Source organism: Winogradskyella tangerina (genome assembly GCF_003260205.1).
Classification (GTDB): domain Bacteria; phylum Bacteroidota; class Bacteroidia; order Flavobacteriales; family Flavobacteriaceae; genus Winogradskyella; species Winogradskyella tangerina.
Window position 1 is genome coordinate 23090 of sequence record NZ_QERF01000008.1, and the last position, 19810, is coordinate 42899.

The 19810-nt window shown below is 35.7% G+C and carries 18 protein-coding genes; 2 read left to right on the forward strand and 16 right to left on the reverse strand.

The features are described 5' to 3' along the window. Positions 1-29 precede the first annotated feature (29 nt). The 8 genes from DDY94_RS11765 to DDY94_RS11800 form a co-directional block, all read right to left on the reverse strand. Positions 30-1187 carry an acyl-CoA dehydrogenase family protein gene (locus tag DDY94_RS11765; protein ID WP_111684319.1) on the reverse strand — a complete coding sequence of 386 codons (1158 nt, stop codon included), beginning with the start codon at positions 1185-1187 and terminating at the stop codon, positions 30-32. Between the two features lie 21 nt (positions 1188-1208). Further along, positions 1209-2075, reverse strand: coding sequence for a ComEA family DNA-binding protein (locus DDY94_RS11770; RefSeq protein WP_111684320.1), 867 nt, complete (start codon positions 2073-2075; stop codon positions 1209-1211). A 17-nt stretch (positions 2076-2092) separates the two neighbouring features. Next, on the reverse strand, positions 2093-3688 hold the full coding sequence (locus tag DDY94_RS11775) for an alanine/glycine:cation symporter family protein (RefSeq protein ID WP_111684321.1): 1596 nt from the start codon (positions 3686-3688) through the stop codon (positions 2093-2095). 87 nt (positions 3689-3775) lie between these two features. Then, positions 3776-4807, reverse strand: coding sequence for a potassium channel family protein (locus DDY94_RS11780; RefSeq protein WP_111684322.1), 1032 nt, complete (start codon positions 4805-4807; stop codon positions 3776-3778). A gap of 4 nt (positions 4808-4811) precedes the next feature. Further along, positions 4812-5039 carry a PspC domain-containing protein gene (locus DDY94_RS11785; protein WP_111684323.1) on the reverse strand — a complete coding sequence of 76 codons (228 nt, stop codon included), beginning with the start codon at positions 5037-5039 and terminating at the stop codon, positions 4812-4814. Between the two features lie 45 nt (positions 5040-5084). Further along, entirely contained in the window at positions 5085-6356 is a 1272-nt protein-coding gene (locus DDY94_RS11790; protein WP_111684324.1) for a DUF2851 family protein, read from the reverse strand. A 69-nt stretch (positions 6357-6425) separates the two neighbouring features. Continuing rightward, positions 6426-7406 (reverse strand): PLP-dependent cysteine synthase family protein, encoded by a 981-nt coding sequence (locus DDY94_RS11795; protein WP_111684325.1) that lies wholly within the window; start codon positions 7404-7406, stop codon positions 6426-6428. An 80-nt stretch (positions 7407-7486) separates the two neighbouring features. After that, positions 7487-8719: an ABC transporter permease gene (locus DDY94_RS11800; RefSeq protein ID WP_111684326.1), complete on the reverse strand. Its 1233-nt coding sequence runs from the start codon at positions 8717-8719 to the stop codon at positions 7487-7489. Between the two features lie 9 nt (positions 8720-8728). Between DDY94_RS11800 and DDY94_RS11805 the strand changes: the two genes are divergently transcribed. Then, the gene (locus tag DDY94_RS11805; RefSeq protein WP_111684327.1) at positions 8729-9958 is read left to right on the forward strand and encodes an exo-beta-N-acetylmuramidase NamZ family protein; all 1230 of its coding nucleotides are present in this window, start codon (positions 8729-8731) and stop codon (positions 9956-9958) included. On the opposite strand, the gene DDY94_RS11810 is transcribed toward DDY94_RS11805, so the two are convergent. The 5 genes from DDY94_RS11810 to DDY94_RS11830 form a co-directional block, all read right to left on the reverse strand. Next, on the reverse strand, positions 9955-10383 hold the full coding sequence (locus DDY94_RS11810; RefSeq protein ID WP_111684328.1) for a hypothetical protein: 429 nt from the start codon (positions 10381-10383) through the stop codon (positions 9955-9957). The two genes, DDY94_RS11805 and DDY94_RS11810, sit on opposite strands and share 4 nt — an antisense overlap. 161 nt (positions 10384-10544) lie before the next feature. After that, entirely contained in the window at positions 10545-11372 is an 828-nt protein-coding gene (locus tag DDY94_RS11815; protein WP_232817867.1) for a glycerophosphodiester phosphodiesterase family protein, read from the reverse strand. Between the two features lie 28 nt (positions 11373-11400). After that, positions 11401-12249, reverse strand: coding sequence for a sterol desaturase family protein (locus DDY94_RS11820; RefSeq protein WP_111684330.1), 849 nt, complete (start codon positions 12247-12249; stop codon positions 11401-11403). Between the two features lie 4 nt (positions 12250-12253). Continuing rightward, the gene (locus DDY94_RS11825) at positions 12254-13153 is read right to left on the reverse strand and encodes a hypothetical protein (RefSeq protein WP_111684331.1); all 900 of its coding nucleotides are present in this window, start codon (positions 13151-13153) and stop codon (positions 12254-12256) included. Positions 13154-13204: 51 nt separating this feature from the next. Further along, entirely contained in the window at positions 13205-13699 is a 495-nt protein-coding gene (locus DDY94_RS11830) for a YkgJ family cysteine cluster protein (protein WP_111684332.1), read from the reverse strand. A 57-nt stretch (positions 13700-13756) separates the two neighbouring features. Here DDY94_RS11830 and DDY94_RS11835 point away from each other — a divergent pair, with 57 nt between their 5' ends. Then, positions 13757-14458, forward strand: coding sequence for a class I SAM-dependent methyltransferase (locus tag DDY94_RS11835; protein ID WP_111684333.1), 702 nt, complete (start codon positions 13757-13759; stop codon positions 14456-14458). On the opposite strand, the gene DDY94_RS11840 is transcribed toward DDY94_RS11835, so the two are convergent. From DDY94_RS11840 to DDY94_RS11850, 3 genes are read right to left on the reverse strand one after another with little or no spacing between them, the layout of a single operon-like run. Continuing rightward, positions 14439-14852 carry a hypothetical protein gene (locus tag DDY94_RS11840; protein ID WP_157957309.1) on the reverse strand — a complete coding sequence of 138 codons (414 nt, stop codon included), beginning with the start codon at positions 14850-14852 and terminating at the stop codon, positions 14439-14441. The genes DDY94_RS11835 and DDY94_RS11840 overlap by 20 nt on opposite strands. 49 nt (positions 14853-14901) lie before the next feature. Continuing rightward, complete coding sequence (locus DDY94_RS11845) at positions 14902-16635, reverse strand: TonB-dependent receptor (RefSeq protein ID WP_111684335.1); 1734 nt, start codon at positions 16633-16635, stop codon at positions 14902-14904. Between the two features lie 57 nt (positions 16636-16692). Next, positions 16693-19716, reverse strand: a complete 3024-nt coding sequence (locus DDY94_RS11850) for a tetratricopeptide repeat protein (protein ID WP_111684336.1) — start codon at positions 19714-19716, stop codon at positions 16693-16695. Between the last annotated feature and the right edge of the window lie 94 nt (positions 19717-19810).

Consider the following 19810-nt stretch of genomic DNA (forward strand, 5'->3'; position numbering starts at 1 on the left):
CAGGATTTTAAATATTTATTATCTACAAATTAGGTTGCAGGCTTGTAGTCTTTATTGTCTATTACCATTTTTGCGATGATCTCTTTAAGAATCTCTGAGGTACCTCCACCGATAGGTCCTAAACGGCTATCTCGAAACATTCGAGCCAATGGATATTCTTCCATATAGCCGTATCCACCTAAAAACTGCAAACATTGATAAATGACGTCATCAGCCATTTTAGTAGATTGCAACTTAGACATTGTAGCTTCTTTCACCACATAGTCACCTTTGTCTAATCGTTTAGCTACATAATAGTTGAACTGCTTACAAATTTCCATTTGTGTTGTGCAATCAGCGAATGTATGTCGTAAAGCCTGAAATTGGTCTATAGATTTTCCGAAGGCAGTACGCTCGCTCATATATTGCTTGGCATATTCTAATGCGTATTCAGCCCTTGCATGGGCATTGATTCCCATAATTAATCGCTCTAGGGCAAAATGTTGCATGATATAAGGAAAACCTTGGTTCTCCTCTCCCATTAAATTTGAAGCTGGGATTTCTACATTATCGAAAGCGATTTCACCAGTATCTGATGCTCTCCAACCAAGCTTATCTAATTTAGTCGCAGAGATTCCTGGTGTTTCTCTATCCATTAAAAATATGCTGATACCTTTATTTCCTAATTCTGGATTGGTTTTAGCGGCTACCACTAAGTAATCGCTACTCACTCCATTCGTTATAAAAGTTTTTGAACCATTTATTACATAGGTATCACCCTTTTTCACAGCCGTGGTTCTCATCCCTGCAACATCACTACCTCCAAAAGGTTCCGTAATACAAAGACAACCAATTTTATCACCGGTAATACTATCGGCTAAGTAAGTCGACTTTATGTTTTCGTCACCTTCTGCATTTAGGTGCGTCATCGCCAAGTATGCATGTGCCCAAATAGCAGCAGCAAATCCTCCTGAGTTAATACGCTGTAATTCTTCTAATAAAATAACGGTATAGAATAGATCTAAATCCAGTCCGCCATATTCTTCAGGATAGGCTAAACCGAAGTAGCCCATATCTCCAAACTTTTTCCAGATGAAGCGTTCTATGTTCCCTGTTTCTTCCCATTTCTCAATATGAGGAACAACTTCTTTCTGTAAAAACTCTCTTAGACTTTCTCTAAATAGATTATGTTCTTCTGTAAAATACATAAATGATAATTCGCAATTTTTTTACAACTGCAAATATAACTTAATTATCTCGATCTTATTTAAGGGAAAATCTTCAACTTTTGTTAATTCTTCCACAGATTTGAAGCCATCTCTAAGTGTACGTTCTTCAATAATATTGTTAGCGACTTCATAGTCAATGTATTTGATGTTTACCAATTCATCTCTGGTCGCTGTATTCAGGTTGTATTGCTTAATTACACGTGGAGTTTTAACAACAAATTCTTTTTTTACGCGCTCAATCACTTCAGTTGTTAACCCATAAACTTCAGTGAGTTCAATGATGTCAACAAATCCTCCCTCATGCCTATTGCGGTAATTGATAATTCGTTCAGAAAGCTTTTCACCAATTCCATATATCTTTTGAAGTTGAGCAGCAGTTGCTGTATTTAAATCAATTTTTTGTTCGAATGACTTTGGCTCACTATTATTTGAATAGTTTTTATTTGAATTAGATCTTGACTGTGTTACCCATTTGGGAAATTTAAAATAAGGTGAGATCTCGTTCAACAATGAATCTGAAATTTTAGTCACCGCTTGAAATTGTTTTGAAGAATTGATCCACTGATCTTTTTCTCTAAACGCATGAAGCCTATCAATTTCATGATTGGTCATTCCTAGCGTGTACCCTTTATAGTCGGTGATAAAATTTGGATTGAAAGGGTAGATTTTTGGTTTACTCTTTTCGAGCTTAGCTACTTTGATAGAATCTATCTCTCTTCTGAAAGCATCTAGCTTTTCATTATTTAATGCTTCACTCCTATCGGGTATATCTACAAACGCGTAAATGCATTGCAAGGCAATGATAATGGTGATTAAAAGAAAAATCCCATTTCGTTGTTGATTCGTAAACTGGAAATGGGATTTCATAATGTTATTTAAATTCTTTAAGCCTTCCTCTCCTTTATGGCTGTCATATATTTTTTGAGTTCGTCCCTTACTTTTGGTGCTAGTATTACTAATCCGATCATGTTTGGAACCATCATAGCAAAGATCATCGCGTCGGAGAATCCAATTACTGATCCTAAACTTGCCGCAGCGCCAATCACAACGAAAATACAGAAGATTACTTTATAGGTATATTCCATTTTCTTTGATCTTCCGAATAAATAGGCCCATCCTTGGAAACCGTAGTAAGACCAAGATATCATTGTACTAAATGCGAATAAAACTACCGCTACCGTTAGTACATAAGGGAACCATGAGATTGCAGATTCAAATGCACCTGAAGTTAATAAGATGGCCTGAGCGTCGTTTAAGCCAGCGTTAGCTGCTGTTACATTTCCTGTAATGATTAACACTAAAGCAGTCATTGTACATACAACAACCGTATCAATGAACGGCTCTAATAATGCAACCATTCCTTCACTTGCCGCGTATTTTGTCTTTACCGCTGAATGTGCAATAGATGCAGATCCAACACCTGCTTCATTTGAGAATGCCGCCCTTCTAAATCCTTGAACTAACACCCCTATTGCACCACCAGCAACACCTTCAGGACTGAAAGCTCCATTAAAAATCTGCGCAAAAGCATCACCAATCATATTAAAATTAGCAAAGATTACAAATAACGAAGCCGCTACATATATAGCAACCATAAATGGTACGATCTTATCTGTTACTTTAGCAATTTTCTTTATTCCACCGATGATTACAATACCTACAAGGATAGCCATCACTATTCCGAAGGCCCAACCGTAACCGTCGAGTACTGAATTCTCACCACCAGTTATATTTTGAACTAACTGAAAAGCCTGATTTACCTGGAACATATTTCCACCACCAAAAGATCCACCAATAACAAATACGGCAAATAATCCTGCTAATACCTTACCTAAGCCTGTAAATCCTTTTGATTTTAGTCCTTTAGTAAGGTAATACATCGGACCACCATAAACGGTTCCGTCTTCGGCTATATCACGGTATTTTACACCTAAGGTACATTCTACAAATTTTGAAGCCATACCTAGAAGACCGGCAATGATCATCCAGAATGTTGCTCCTGCTCCACCAATTGAAACGGCAATAGCAACACCTGCAATATTTCCTAAACCAACAGTTGCTGACAACGCTGCTGTTAATGCCTGGAAGTGCGATACTTCGCCTTCATGGTCTTCAACTGCTATGGTTTCGATAATATCACCACCTGGCGTAGAATCTCCGGCAGCAATTAATGAGCCGTGGTCATCTATATCATCGTATTTACCTCTAACGATATTTATGGAGGTAAAGAAACCTCTGAAATTAATCAGCTTGAAATAGAAGGTAAAATAAGTTGCTCCTATTATTAAGGGAAATAACACCCAAAATACTCTTACACCGCCTCCAAAATCAATTTGATAAAAAATGGCATTTACAAACCAACCTGTTGCATTACCGAATGCTTGGTCAATCTTTTCGTCAATACCCATTTCTTGAGCTTCTTGAGCAAAATTTAATAGTGGTAATAAAAGTGCAAAAATAGATAGAAGATATTTCTTCATGAGAGTTATTATTAGTTAGATGTTATTTTAAACAGCCGACAAGATGCTAAAAAAAAATGATTTTTTAAAGTCAGAGACGTTAAAAGACTAGGTCTCTTGTTCAATATTGTATTGAGAATTCAAGCTTTTAATTTGTTCAGGACGGCCCAAAACTACAATTTTAGAACCTGCAACTAATTTAGTATTTGCCTCAGGATTAACTATGTATTCGCCATTAACACCTTTAAACCCAATTACGGTACAACCGGTTTTTTTTCTAAGATCTAATTGCCGAATGGTTTTTACTTCGCTGGCATTATACAATTGTTCAACTTTAACTTCTTCAATATTGATATTTTGTTCGCCGACAATTCCCAGATTATCTATAAATTCTACAAGATCAGGTATTACAACCAACGAAGCCATATGATCACCACCAATCTTATCTGGTAGAATCACATTATTGGCACCAGCTAATTTAAGCTTGTTGTATGACGTCTCTTGGGAGGCTCTACTTATAATTCCAAGTGAAGCATTAATTTGTCTTGCGGATAGGACTACAAACAAATTGTCGGCATCACTGGGTAAGGCACTTATTAATGTACTTGCGCGTTCAATTCCAGCCTCAATTAGAGTTTCATCTTCATTGGCATTTCCGAATACATGAGGTATTCCGTCATCTAATAGACGTTCTACAATTTCTTTATTACGTTCAATTATTACAAAGGGTTTTCCATAGTCTTGTAATTTTTTAGCCGCTTGCCGTCCGTTACGTCCAAATCCACAAATAATAATATGGTTAGACATGGATTCAATTTCCTTTTGCATCTTACGTTGTTTTATGTCTTCAAAATTGTTTTTACTTAAAATATACTCGGTGATAATTGATATCGCGTAACCAACAATTACGATACTGGTTAAAATTAAAAAAATGGTAAATATTTTTGCTGGTACATCTAAAGGTTGAACTTCCTCGAAACCGACAGTCGTAATCGTAATAACCGTCATATACATGGCGTCAATCCAAGTGTAGTCCGAAATATATCTATACCCTAAAACACCAATACACAAAACTAAGAATAGCAGCAAAAATGCCGTATAGATTTTAGATCTAAATAGTTTTATCAGACGGTTATTCATAGGCCTAAAGATCAAATACCGAAGAGCGTTTAGTGTAAATTATATCTTTAATTCGTATCCAGAAAGCTAAGAATAAATACAATGCAAAACCAAAACCTAAGGTAACAAAGGTTAAATAAATGAAGGATGTTCTAACAATTTTTGCTCTTATTCCTAATCGATCCGCAATACGCTGGCACACATAATAACCTCGCTTCTGAAAATAATGTAACAAAGTATAGAATAAATTCATCCGTTGATATTTAAATTCCAATTGTTAAACGGTATTCAAATTTACTCAATTTTTAACGATTAGACGATTCCCAACAGCACATTGTAAACATTTATTTTTATCGCAATAATTTTGTTTTAATTCTAACAATCCTTGAGATGTGAGAGCGTTTTTAGCCATGGGTCTTAAATCGAAAAACTTATTTACAATGGTATTGTTTTCGAGTGAAATTTCTCTGGCTAAATCGAGTAAAACCTCATCCATGGTATTACTGTGTAGTTTATGATAGCAGAATTTTAATGGAATAATTGTATTAATCACTATTAAGTCTATTAACGACCGAGTGATTGTTTTTGTTGAAGTCCCTGATTTTGTATTAAACGTATAATGTGATTTCCAAAAGTCTGAGACACCATAACTAAAAAGATCATACAATTCGTCTTTCTTTTCTAACTGAATTAACTTTGAAAAAAGCTGACGTTCTTTGCTATAAAGGCTTGCAAACTGTGATAATCGAATTGTTGGGAAATTTGCTGGCCTCAACCTAAAATATTTTACTTGAATTACACTATCGTTTTCAAGTTTAAATTTTCGTTTCAGAAATTTATAGCGTTCTTGTAAACACTTGTAATAATAGTCTTCAATATCATCAATAAGCAATCTGGCTTGCCCAAATAATAAGGCCTCAAGATCAGTAACTTCGTATTGTAGTTTTCTTACAGCCGAATAATCAATTGAGTTTGCAATACTCAGAAAAGCATCGCTATTTACTCTTAGTCCAAAATTCTTCAAAAGCATTTTGAACAAAACGGCCTCCCAATCATTCCGAGATTCACTCAAGAGAAGTGAGATCTCATTAAATTTCCTTTCGAGTCGTTCAACATACAACCGTTCTAACCAATTGTTGAGATGGAATTCATCTATACTATGAAAGTCCTTTTCGCAGTTGATCCAAGTTTTGGATTGCATCAATTTCTTATAGTTTGAATATAGATTTTCTTCTACTAAATTCTTGAGTTCTAAAGTTGGTATTTCGGTATTATCTCTTCTGAAAATAGCCGCATCATACTCCCATACTACATGTAGAATAACATTATCATAGGCCATATCTGATTGATGATTGTGCAAATACCAATCTGAAGATTTTACATGAATTTCAACATTTCCAGCCCATAGCTGTTCATCAATACGAATTTGAGCATTAAAGAAATCTGGTCCAGAATTAAAATTATGTTGACCCAAGTTTTGAATAGTCAAAACCTGACCTTCATAGGTGTACAGAATTGGATTAGAAAATGCACTATGCTTCCAGATGTAATGAAGAAAATCTTCTTGCATACACGGAAATGAATTGAAATATTACTACACAAATGTAGTATATTTCTTACAATAAATAAAATAGGAGATTTAGTCGATATATCCCATCTCGCGCATCCAGTCGTCATTAAACATTTTGCCAACATAACGACTACCATGGTCATGGAATAACACCACCACTACATCGTCTGGACCAAAATGTTCCTTCAACTGAAGCACACCTTTTATAGCTGCTCCGGCAGAATTACCTAAAAACATGCCTTCCTCTTTAGCTAATCGCTGTGTGTAAACCGCAGCATCTTTATCGGTTACTTTTGTAAAGCCATCGATGACATCAAAATTTACATTAGCAGGTAGGATGTCTTCACCAATACCTTCGGTTACATATGGGTAAATCTCGTTCTCGTCAAAAATACCCGTTTCGTGGTATTTCTTAAACACCGATCCGTAAGTATCTATGCCCCAAACTTTAATGTTAGGGTTTTTCTCCTTGAGGTAAGTACCAACGCCAGAAATTGTTCCACCAGTACCAACACCAACAACAAAATGCGTGACTTTACCATCGGTTTGTTCCCATATTTCTGGACCAGTAGTTTTATAATGTCCTTTGGTGTTACTAGGATTATCGTACTGATTTACATACCACGCATTCGGAATTTCTTCACCTAATCGCTTAGATACCGAATAATAACTTCTTGGGTCATCGGGCGCAACATCGGTCGGGCAAACCTCAACTTGTGCTCCTAGAGCTCTAAGAATGTCTATCTTTTCTTTAGACTGTTTATCTGTTGTAACGAAAATACATTTGTAACCTTTTACCACGCCGGCTAGCGCTAAACCCATCCCAGTATTACCAGATGTGCCTTCCACAATGGTTCCTCCTGGTTTCAATCGTCCATCGGCTTCAGCATCTTCAACCATTTGTAGAGCCATACGATCTTTCACTGAGTTACCAGGGTTAAAGGTTTCATATTTGGCCAATACTAAACAAGGTAGTTCTTCGACTAATTTGTTCATTTTCACTAAAGGTGTATTACCAATTGTCCCAAGTATATTTTCTGCGTAATCCATAGAATATTTTTGCTGCGCAAATTTACGGCAAATGTGAGAAGTACAAAGTTAAAAGTGAGTTATGTTTCAGAAATAATAAATCAATCGAAACGAATCGCCTTTACTGGCGAAATCTTTGCAATAATTACTGAAGGAATCAAAAGCATTAATAAACACGCGAGAAATGTCCCAATATTGAGTATTATAATGTAATCTAAACTAATGTATACAGGTGCTTCACTCACATAGTAAGTATCAGGATTTAGAGGAAATAATTTGAAATATTTTTGCGCAAAAAGTAAGCCTAGCCCAATGATATTTCCCCATAGTAATCCTAAACCAATTAAATAAGATGCATTGTATAAAAAGACCTTTCTAATGGTCCAATCAGAACTTCCAAGAGCTTTCAAAATACCGATCATACTTGTCCGCTCAAGGATAAGCACTAATAGTGCTGTGATCATATTAATCCCAGCAACAATGATCATTATAGCGATAATACCGTAGGTGTTATTATCAAAAATCTTTATCCACTCAAAAACTGTAAAAAACTTGCGATTAACAGGAGTTGCATTCAGTAAAGAACCTATCTCTCTATCGACTTGTATGGTAAGGTTTTCTAATTCTGAAAAGTCATCGACAAAAACTTCAAAACTGCCAACCTCATTATTTTCCCACTTATTTAAGCGTTGGATATGTCTCAGATCGGCAATACAGAATTTTTCATCCAACTCTTGAAAGCCCGAATTGTAAATTCCTACGATCTCATAATTCATGATTCGAGGTCTAGAATTGAGGTTATCTCCAAATAGTGTTTGAAATTTATTGCCTAATTTGAAATTCAACCGATTGGCCAAATAGCTCGAAATTAAGATTTCTTCATTACGTTTTCCTGAGAAATCAGGCAAACGCCCTTCGATGAGAAATTCCTTAAAATACGTCCAGTCATAATCAGCACCTACGCCCTTTACAACCACGCCTTCAAAATCAGTTTCAGTTCTGATCACAGCAAATTTGGTTGCTATAGCCTGAATATGTTTTACACCTTCAAGTGCTGTAAAGTTTGGGTAAAAATCTTGATCTAATGAAATTGGAACCTGAGATTCGTCTGAAGCATTCGTATCGTAATTAGAAATTTCAATATGACCATTAAAGGCCACTACCTTATCCCTGATCTTTTGTTGCAAGCCTAAACCTGTAGCAATAGCAACAAGCATCACAATTATACCAATTGCAATTGCAGCAATACCAATTTTAATTATTGGTGCCGAAACACTACTTTTATACGCTTTATTGCCAATAATGCGTTTAGCTATAAACAACTCAAAATTCAAAACCGAAATATGCGTTTTAAGGTTTTCAAAAATACAGTTTTATTATTTGTTCTGGTAGCCATTGCTTGTGCTTCTAAAACTAAAAATGAAAGTACCACAAATGACGAACTTAATGAACTAGAACAGAAAGAACAACCAATTATTGTTGGTGCCAATCAAACTGAACGTTATTTACCATTGCTTAAGGCAAAACGTGTTGGGATTGTTGCCAATCAGACATCTGTAATATTTACAAAATCTTCAAATGTTCATCTTGTCGATTCATTATTAAAGCATCAGATAACCGTTACTAAAGTCTTCTCTCCAGAGCATGGTTTTAGAGGAAAAGCAGACGCAGGAGAAAATGTAAAAGATGGTGCTGATACCAAAACCGGATTACCAATTTTCTCGCTTCATGGAAAGCACAAAAAGCCTACTGATGAGCAACTGAAAGATTTAGATGTTGTCGTTTTTGATATTCAGGATGTGGGTGTTCGGTTTTACACCTATATTTCTACTTTACATTATGTGATGGAGGCTTGTGCTGAAAATGATGTGCCATTGCTCATATTTGATCGCCCAAACCCAAACGGAAATTATGTAGATGGACCAGTACTAGAAAAAGAACACAGCAGCTTTCTAGGGATGCACACCATTCCATTAGTTCATGGGATGACTATAGGTGAATATGCGCAAATGATCAATGGGGAGCGCTGGCTAAAGGATGGTATTACTTGTGATATTACAATTATTGGTCTAAAGAATTACGATCATAATAGTTCGTATAGCTTACCCATTAGGCCTTCACCCAATTTACCCAATGACCAAGCCATCACATTATATCCAAGTCTTGGGTTATTTGAGGGCACAAATATTAATGCCGGTCGAGGTACTGAATTTCAGTTCCAACGCTATGGTGCTCCGTTTTTAGATAAAGAACATTACAACTTTAGTTATACACCAATTCCGAATTTTGGTTCTAAATATCCAAAACATCAAAATGAGATTTGTTACGGCGCTGATTTATCTCAGGTTGAAGCAGAACGTAAATTTACTCTGAAATATATTATTGATGCCTATACTAATGCCAAAGATAAATCGAAGGTTTTTAATACTTCAAACTTTACAAAACATGCTGGTACTGCTAAATTACAAGAGCAAATAGAAGCTGGAATGAGTGAGGCTGAAATTAAAAAAAGTTGGCAAAAGGATTTGAATTCTTATAAGACCATGAGAACAAAATACCTGCTCTATAACTAGTGGCTTTTAGTTGTAACGACCCCTTTAGGTTCGATGGCTACACTTTCATTTTGAACTAATTTAACTGGCTCCGGACTTGGGATTTCCTCAAATACTTTAACTACAAAAACGATACGTTTAGGCGATTGCACAGCCACCAGAACATGTTTACCAATAGCTAGTTTATTTAAAGGAAATTCAAAGTAGGTTGTGTCTACATTGATTTCGAAATCTCTTCCATAATCTTTATTAATAGAGTACAGATAATTGATCTTTTGATCACTTTGAAGAATTAAAGTATCCTTGGTCTCATTTAATTTATGGATCAGATTTTTAGCTTGAATGTTTCTGTTTTTTTCGAGCTTAATACGCTCTTGTGCTTTAAGTGTAAAGCTCAACAAAAAGATGAGGATAACGATGAGGAAAATGCGGATTAAATTTTTCAATACAGCAAAGCGTTACATTAAACATAAGGGTGTTTAGCTCAACAGTAATTAATCAATCCGTCACAAACATAATTGGATAAAGGCATGAGGCTATAAAAAATCCATAAACTACACAGAAATCAGAGGAACAACATTTTTATGTTAATAAGGTGTTGAAAACCTTAATTGGTCAATAGAGCGATCAATCTATCTGGGTAGTCCGTAATAATTCCGTCTACTTTCCAACTGAGCATGGTCTTCATATCGGCTGATTCATTGACCGTCCAGGGAATAATAAGGTAACCTTCCGATTGGAATTTTTGTGTTTCTTCTTGGGATAATAATTTGAAATATGGACTAATAATTTCAGGTTTATAAGAAAGTTGTGACAGCTTAGTATTTATCGATTCATCTTCATCGATCAGTAAGGCTACTGGCATATTAGGTGATTGCTTCTTTATCTCTTCGAGAATATTGAGATCAAAGGATTGAAGATTCACAAATTCAAACATATCATAGGTATTTATCTCATCGATTACAATTTTGACATAGTCGTTCGGCTGTGGCGTATAAATGCCGTAATAGCTTGGCTTGGATTTTATTTCAATATTGAATTTCACATCGGCTTTTTTCGCTTTCACCAATTCAAAAACTTCGGATAAAAGTGGTTTGTACGTCTTTATTTTTTCTTGATTAGAAAACTTCGAGTGAAATTTAGAACCACAATCAAATCGTTTGATTTCATCATGTGTCATCTCAAAAAGATTGTACGCCATATCCATTTCTTCAGGAATGTTATTCCCTTCAGGATCGTAACAAATGGTTCTGCTCATAAATGGTTCGTGAGATACAACAACCTTTCGATCTTTTGTAATAGCAATATCTAGTTCTAAAGTATGTACACCGAGATCAATAGCTTTTTCAAATGCTGGAAGTGAGTTTTCAGGAAGTAGTCCTCTGCAACCGCGATGCCCTTGAATGTCGACATGTTTTTTAGGATTACAACTCACAAGAAAACCGATTATTAGTAAAACACAACTATTTCTGAGCGTCTGGCGAAAACGTAGGTTTTTCATACTTCTGAAAAGGTTGTTTCAACAATTCACCAATATGTGTATTCTTTTGCTCATCAGGAAAAACATCTACACCATACACCAGTTTCTCGCGATCCATGTACATGTAGGTTCCGAAGATGCGATCCCAAATACTGAAAATATTTCCATAATTAGAATCGGTATAGGGCAAACGATAATGATGGTGAATTTTATGCATGTCTGGAGAAACGATCACATAACTTAAAAGTTTATCAAAGCCTTTAGACATTTTAAGATTAGCATGTGTGAATTGCGTAAAAATCAATGATAGCGCCTGATATAGCATTACGATGGCTATTGGTGTTCCTACAATAAATACTCCAGCCAAAGTGAACGTAAAGCGTATTAAACTTTCGATTGGGTGATGTCTGTTGGCTGTGGTAGTATCTACTTTATGATCTGTGTGGTGCACCAAATGCACCATCCAGAGTGGCTTTACTTTATGTTCAACAAAATGTGCTAAATAAGCACCAAAAAAATCAAGGAATAAAACGCCTAACAACACATAAAGCCATAAGGGTTGGGAATTAGGAAACATCCAATTGATCATTCCGAAGTCATTTGCTGCAACCCAATCTGCCGATCCTACTAACAAAAATGCCAAAGCAAAATTGATGATGACGGTAGTTAATGTAAAGAACAGATTTGGTAATGCATGTCGCCACTTATTGTATTTAAATTTGAAAAGCGGTAAACCGCTTTCTAGTAACCAAAAAAAGGTGAGGCCACCAACTAAAATTAAGCTTCTATGTAAGGACGGAATGGTTTCAAAATAAGTAACAATGCTTTCCAAAGGTCTAGGTGTTGAGATTTATAAGCTTTTGTGCTTTTTTCAAATTTAGTGAAGATATTTTAGATTTCCATGGCTCGGCATCGTCATACTTATCCATACTCATGTAAGCCGTGTAATACAAAAATGCGACGAAAGATTTATTGCTTTCGGCAATAGTTTCCTCATCAATTTTTTTAAGTGCTCTTACTGCTTTTTTAGGGCGCCTTAGTAATATAAATTCCTGCAATTTAAGAAGCTCACAGCGTTGTCTTAAGGCGTCTCTCTCTTTAATCTCCTGTTCAACAACTAGTGCCTTTGCCTCATCTAGATATATGTTTGATAATTCGACAATATTAGATCTTACTTTCCGCCCTGTATAGAGCGCAATATCTAAATACTTTGAAGCTAAATAATAGGCAGAAAAAAAGTTCTTGTCCTTTCTATAATTATTTAATTCTTCTTCTAAAAATGATGTATCAAAAGCATATTGATTGATAATATTTGTAACGTTCTGAAAGTCTTCAACCAAATAATCGGTATTAACGATATTGCCATTAACATCCATAATCTTAATGGTATCGTCATTAAACTTATCGATGTATTTCTGACTGCGTTTGCCCTTTATCTTTTCATACAGATCGGCGTAGCGATCTTCACTCACAATTACAGGTACAAAATGCTCCCAAATCAATGGACTAATATATTCGTCTTCGAATAAATTATTGATAAATATGGTACGCCCTTTTTTATCTTTGACTAAGACAGGATATTCATAGCTGGTCGTCTCTTCCCATACCATTAACACCATTTTATTCTGAACTAAAGCTAATCGTTGGGCAATCTCTAGATTGGTCATCCAGGCTTGTGCAGAAGTAAGATTAATGGCAAATAGAACGAAGAAGATGATTAAGAGACGTTGTTTCATGGTAATTGTGGTTTTCAATAGTCTATCAAAAATTATTCCGAATCCTGATTGCTATACTGAAATTCGTTTTTTCATGTTTTCTACAATGTTGAAAGCAGCCGGGCAAATAGCAACATTTTTCAAGGTTAAATTAGATATTTGTTGAAATTTTTTTCGATCGGTATGAGGAAATTCTCTACATGCTTTAGGTCTCACATCGTAAATTGAACAATAATTATCTGCACCCAAAAAAGTACACGGCACTGACTTTAAGACAAAATCGTTCTCTTCATCTACGCGTAAATAGGTTTCAATAAACTTTTGAGGTTTCATTTTAAAGAACTTTGCAATACGATCGATATCCTTGTCTGTAAATAATGGCCCAGTGGTTTTACAACAGTTTGCGCATTCTAAACAATCGGTACGCTCAAATTCATCTTCATGAAGCTCTTGCATTAAATAATCTAATTGTTTGGGTGGCTTTTTCCTAAGTTTTGCAAAGAAGGCTTTATTTTCCTTATGCTTATCTTTGGCGCGCTTAGGTAAATTTTGGATTTGGTCTTGCATAAATGTAAAGATAACGAGAAAGGGAAATTGAATCAAGTCTGTTATAACAATTTTATAATGAAAGATATCTTCGGAAAAGCTTTAATGGATTATCAGAATGGCGATTATTCTGAAGATATTGTCACCTGGACTCATATTTCAGACAAAGATGTTTTACCTCTTCCCTATTTATTTAGAAGCTATTCTGAAATGCCAATACTTGAACAAAAAGCCCTTCAGCATAGTAAAGGTCATGTTCTTGATGTAGGCTGCGGTTCAGGAAGTCATTCACTTTGGTTACAAAATGAAGGACTGAAGGTGACTGCGATTGATAATTCTGAGGGCGCCATCAAGGTTTCGGAACAACGCGGTGTTCTAGATACGTACCACAGAGCTATACTAGAAGAAACTAATTCTTATGATACCATTCTTTTACTGATGAATGGTAGCGGAATATTTCAGGAGTTGTCTCAAGTTTCGAAATACCTGAAACATCTTAAATCACTTTTGAACCCTGAGGGTCAAATTCTCATGGACTCTTCAGACATTGCGTATATGTACGAAGATGATGATGGAGGTTTTTGGCAAGATCTTAATAGTCGCTATTATGGTGAGCTCGACTATTACTTGAGTTATAAAGGTGAAACAGAATTACCTATGAAATGGTTATATCTCGATTTTGATACTTTGAATGCGGCCTGCCAAAGTGTTGGATTGTATTGCGAAAAGCTTATGGATGGCCCACATTTTGATTATTTGGCTAGGCTGACTTCTCTCTAATATGGGAAATGAGTAAAATGATAAAACTTGACATCCAAAACACAAAACCTAAACCAACAGAAACGGTATAATATGCACCACCTTCATCGGCTGGAATTTTTTTTATTCCTAAAGTGAATAATCCAAAGACAATTGCCAATAACGTTAATACAATCTTTGTTTTTTTATTAAGCATATAAAACATCATAGAAACGAAAAATAGTAGATTTGCCAACCATGGTAAACCGACAAAAACATCTAGTGACATTACACCCATCCATCCCAAAAGTAACGCCATAATACCCAAGAGTCCTTCTGCCCCAACAAAACAGGGTAAGATTAATGCAATTACATAGAGCAGAATTGATATATTTTTAAGACTTAATTTCAGGTGCCTTATTTTAAATGTTGGCAAATCATTATGATTTCAACAGAAACTTACTTGGTTTTTAGAATTATAAAAATTAAAAATCAAACTGATAGGTTGCCCCAGCTAATGCTTGAATACCTTGTACCGGGAAGTTCGCATAGCGCTGATAATCCTGATCGAACATATTATTCACCTTAGCAAATACAGACAACTGATCGTTGATCTTATAACCTAAATGGGCATTGGCATCAAAAAAGCTATCGAGTGTTATAGAGACTGGCTCTACAAAAATTAAAGTCCCTGTAACCTCTTGCAGATCCTTTCGCTCACCTACATAATTAGCACTTGCACCTGCAAACCACTTCTCAGAAATCTGAACATCCATAAAAACCGAGCCTGTAATATCTGGTAAATTCCACGCTTCGGCTTGTTCGTCAGTGCTATAGTTGAAATATTCACCTTTTAATCCTAAGGTAAAATTGCGGTTAACATCAATATTCAATTCACCAGCCAAAGAGAAGGTTCTGACATCATCGTAAACAACTCCAAACGAATTTCCGTATTCATAATCATTTCTATTCGCCATATCAAAATTTGCATCATTGACTTTAAATAGCGGTTTATTCTCCTCTGAAAAATAATTACCCTTTACATTATAACTCACATTATTAGAGAGTTTTCCTTTCAGTCCGATAAAACCATTAAGACGCTCGTCTGTTGGTGCGATTATTAGGTTCGGTGACACAAACGGATTTTCGTTCGCAAAATCATAATAAGAGTTTTGCTGCAACTGACCAGTAATTCCACCAAAGGCAATCAAGATCTCATCAACCAAACGATAAGAAGCCGTTATATTTGGATATATAAAGAACTTATTATCACTCAATTCAGTATCATTCAGAAATACAAAACGCACGCCAAGATTTACAGTAAGGTCATCTTCTTTAAGCTGATATGACGGCGATAAACCAAAAGTAACATTACCATAATCTATGCCTGCAGTATTGTTTAAATTTGAATCGAAACTACCTCCGATATAATCCACATAAAATTCAGTATTTATCTCTTCGCCCTGTATTGGCACATCAAAACTAGCTTTAGCTATAAATCGATTTTCGCCAGAATCTCTATCGTCACCAAAACGTATAAATCTTACACTTCCGTCATTGATGATCGCGTCGTCAAATTTCAATTTTCCACCAACATTGAAACTACTGAATGTATGTATCGGATCGATCATATTCGCTTCCGCTTGCCCGAAGAACTCCTGTGGTAAACCATACCAATTGTAAGTCATTGCGTCAAAACCACCGTCAATTTTCCATGAAAAATCTCCTAACTTTTGAGAATAATGCGCATTGATATGGGTACTAGAAAAGTCGTTATCTAAAAGCAAGCCATCGATGCCACCTTGTGACGAATGGTGACTAAAATAACCGCCGACGTTCTCCGTACTATTGATCTCATGATTGAGGTAAACCTCACCTAAAATAGTGGTATATGAACCCACACCCAACGAGGCATAATTATCATACAATTTAACGGGTTTTGCCTTATCAACATTAGCCGCTTTACCTTTTGCGGGTGTGAATGTTGAAGCAACAGGTATCGAAAAAATATTATACTTCACATCCTTTTTCTTTACCACATTTGAATCGTTCAATTTAGGTGTATCCTTAATTTTGAAAGCATCAGAAATTGTTGGTGTATATGGCTTGATCACATTCACCACCTGATCGTCGATAGTATCCTTTTTGCGCTCTTGAGCAAAGCTGAGCGTTAAACTGCTTGCTATTGTGATTATAAAAATTAAAACTTTGATCTTCATAAATAATGTTTTGATTGAGGGTTCAGACTTTTAATTGTTCTGCTATTTTAAAGCTTTCTAATTATCGTCTGTTTCGATTGATGAATTTGTTTTGGCTTCTTCGGCTTTAATTTTATTGAGTTCGAAGGTGGCTTCTTCAACCACATCGTCATAATCAGGGAAATTTGAAATCACACTTTCAAGAATGTAATTCGCCTGAAACGCATCGCCTAAGGCATAGAAATTCTTCGCCATTACCACCAAGCCTTTCGCACTAAAGTATTTATAGCTGCTGTAGTCCTTAGCTAAACGTTGAATTGTGGCATTTGATGCTTCATATTTTCCTTCTTTATTCTTGAAATAACCATTGTAATAAAGTGCTTCAGCCGCTAAACTTCCTGAGGCAATTTTTTCAACATTGGCATAAGCTGTTTTAGCCTTATCCTCATTTCCAGTTTTTATGGCAGAGCGTGCAATTATTATCTGAGCATCACTTTTTACTTTATTATCTAGATTTGAATTGCCCAGTACTTTCTCTGCGTAACTTTCAGCTGCGGAGTAATCTTCGGTCTGATAGTAGGCATTCATGAGGTTAGATTGTGCATACAATACATTTTGCGGATAATCTGCCTCTTCTTCTAAAGTGAGCAACACCGGTATAGCCTGCTGCCAATTGGAGTCTTTCAAATAGATCTCGCAAAGCCTCACAGTGGCTTGCTCGGTATATTCACTTTTTGATGCCTCAACAACATATTTGTAATGCGGTTGTGCATTTTCAAACAGGTCTTTCTTATAGTACAATTGCGCTAAATAGAAATGCGATTTTAGAGCATGAATACCATTTGGGAATTGATTCAAATATTTATTAAACTGCCTAATGGCTTTATCTGTATCATTGTCTAAATACGGTTTTTCTGCGGCTAAATACATGGTATTATCTAACTCCACATCAGTAACCTCAACATAATCCAAAGATCGTACCCATGCGGCATACTCATCAACTTGACCAAGGTCTATGTAGATCAGACGTGCCGTTGAAATTGCCTGAACAGCTTCACCCGAACCTGGGAAATCTCCAGCCACCTTTTTAAACTTTGTTAAGGCACGCTCATTATCATTGGCGTTATAGTAAACTAACCCCTGTCGTAATAAAGCCTTTGACGTAAACGCACTTCTTCGGTATTCAGAATTTAAACGATCATACATTTGCATAGCATTGTCTGTATCGCCTTTTTTCACATAAGAATTAGCCAATTCGTACATGGCATCATCGCGTAAGGCCGATTTTGGATAACCCTCAATAAACGTTTTTAACTCTGAAATCTTAGTAGAAACTTTTCCCAAGTAACCATGACTCATGGCCTTCTGAAAGGCTGCGTAATCGGTTTCGATCTCATTGATCTGAATGGCCTTATCATAAGCGCTAATTGCATTTTGATATTTACTAGATACGAAATAACCATCTGCCAATCTTAAATAAGCATCATTTCTTCTGAGACGATCACTGGCATTTTTATCAATGAATGTTTGAAAGTATTTTGATGCATTATTGTAATCTTTCAACTTAAAATAGGTATAGGCCAAATTGTAGTCGAGATTGTCATTTTCAGGTAAGCTTGAAGCCTCTGCTCTACCTGCAAATTGCTTGAAACCGATTAAGGCATCATTATAATTGGTGAGATTATATTCTGTTTCAGCCTTCCAGAATGTTGCTTTAGCCACAAATACAGGCTCTCTAGGTTCTTTCAGAGAATTATTAAACATCTCCAATGCTTCACTATAACGTGTTTCGTTGTATAATTCAATGCCTCTGAAAAAGGCTACTTTCTGATAAGCGACTTTATTTTCAAAACTGTTCTTTCCTTTCAACAATTCAAGCGCTTCTTTATAATTTTTTGAAGTGATATAAGAATCGATAAGTAAGGTTTCGATCTCTTCTCTATAGCTGGTATCTGGATACTTGTCTAAATAACCTGCCAAGACCTGAGGAACTGACTGATAAGGATTTCCTATCTCATAACTGATCTTCGCATAGTTTAACCATGCATCTTCTTGAATTTTTAGGTCGTAATCCATTTCCGAAGCATTTCTGAAGGCATTAAGAGCTTCTTGTTTTTTATCGAGGTTGATATAACTCTCACCCAAATGGTAATAAGCATTTTGAGCTACTGAATTGTTACCGTCAATGATTTTATTAAATTCTGAAATAGCCTTCTCGAAGTCATTCTGCTTGTAGTAAGCGTAGCCCAGCTGATAGTAATCGGTGTTACTCCACTTACCGCGTTTGCCTTCATAAGCCTGTAAATATGGAATAGCTTCCGGATACTTTTCGAGATTAAAATAGCTCTCACCAATTATCTTTGAAAGTTCTGAAACTTCTTCACCTTGGCTATTTGGTAATTGCTCTAAGGCCAATTCTATAGCTTTTTCAAACTTCCCTAACTTGAAATTCAGATCAGCCTGATAATAAGAGAGCTTCTCCTTATATTTTTCATTATCACTAACCTGATCGAAATAGGTATTGGCAGTGTCATAATCATCGCCTTCATAGGCCATATATCCGATGTAATACTTGGCCTGTGAGCCATATTCTTTAGAATCAACAACTCTATTTAAATATTTGGTAGCCTGGGTCTTACTCTTTGTGGCGTATAAACTGTAACCATAATTGAAATAGTAGCGATCGCGCTCTGATCGGGCTATACTCATCTCATCAACTTTTTGATACCACTTCCGTGCATAAGCATATTTTGAATTTTCAAAATAATAATCTGCCACATCTAAAAATGCTGTATTACGCTTTGTACTTGTTGGATATTCTTCAACGAATTCAGTGATGAGATCGTCGGCATTTCTTTGATTTAGCCGTACTGCACAATTAGCAATATAATACGAGCAATCAGACTTCAAAACCTCATCTTCCGTATTGTATTTTATGTCGTCAAATAATGATTGAGCGGCTTTGTACTGTTTATTATTATACAAGGTTAAAGCCTTTTGGTAATCTCTTAACTCACTTGTGTAAACTGAGGATTTTTGCGAAAATCCAAGTGAACTAATGATTAGAAAAACGATGATAAATTGTCTCTTTAAAAGTAGCATCAGTGTCGTTTTTTGATTAATTAATATTGATGATAAATAGCGTTTCAAATATAGTTGAATACAAATCCTATAACGGTAGAAAATTAGTATAATT

Bases quoted from the DNA above. Each gene is read 5' to 3' on its own strand.
- DDY94_RS11795 (WP_111684325.1), bottom strand. From the start codon at position 7,406: ATGGATTACGCAGAAAATATACTTGGGACAATTGGTAATACACCTTTA.
- DDY94_RS11830 (WP_111684332.1), bottom strand. From the start codon at position 13,699: ATGCAAGACCAAATCCAAAATTTACCTAAGCGCGCCAAAGATAAGCAT.
- DDY94_RS11790 (WP_111684324.1), bottom strand. From the start codon at position 6,356: ATGCAAGAAGATTTTCTTCATTACATCTGGAAGCATAGTGCATTTTCT.
- DDY94_RS11805 (WP_111684327.1), top strand. From the start codon at position 8,729: ATGCGTTTTAAGGTTTTCAAAAATACAGTTTTATTATTTGTTCTGGTA.
- DDY94_RS11825 (WP_111684331.1), bottom strand. From the start codon at position 13,153: ATGAAACAACGTCTCTTAATCATCTTCTTCGTTCTATTTGCCATTAAT.
- DDY94_RS11785 (WP_111684323.1), bottom strand. From the start codon at position 5,039: ATGAATTTATTCTATACTTTGTTACATTATTTTCAGAAGCGAGGTTAT.
- DDY94_RS11780 (WP_111684322.1), bottom strand. From the start codon at position 4,807: ATGAATAACCGTCTGATAAAACTATTTAGATCTAAAATCTATACGGCA.
- DDY94_RS11835 (WP_111684333.1), top strand. From the start codon at position 13,757: ATGAAAGATATCTTCGGAAAAGCTTTAATGGATTATCAGAATGGCGAT.
- DDY94_RS11775 (WP_111684321.1), bottom strand. From the start codon at position 3,688: ATGAAGAAATATCTTCTATCTATTTTTGCACTTTTATTACCACTATTA.
- DDY94_RS11845 (WP_111684335.1), bottom strand. From the start codon at position 16,635: ATGAAGATCAAAGTTTTAATTTTTATAATCACAATAGCAAGCAGTTTA.
- DDY94_RS11765 (WP_111684319.1), bottom strand. From the start codon at position 1,187: ATGTATTTTACAGAAGAACATAATCTATTTAGAGAAAGTCTAAGAGAG.
- DDY94_RS11770 (WP_111684320.1), bottom strand. From the start codon at position 2,075: ATGAAATCCCATTTCCAGTTTACGAATCAACAACGAAATGGGATTTTT.
- DDY94_RS11850 (WP_111684336.1), bottom strand. From the start codon at position 19,716: ATGCTACTTTTAAAGAGACAATTTATCATCGTTTTTCTAATCATTAGT.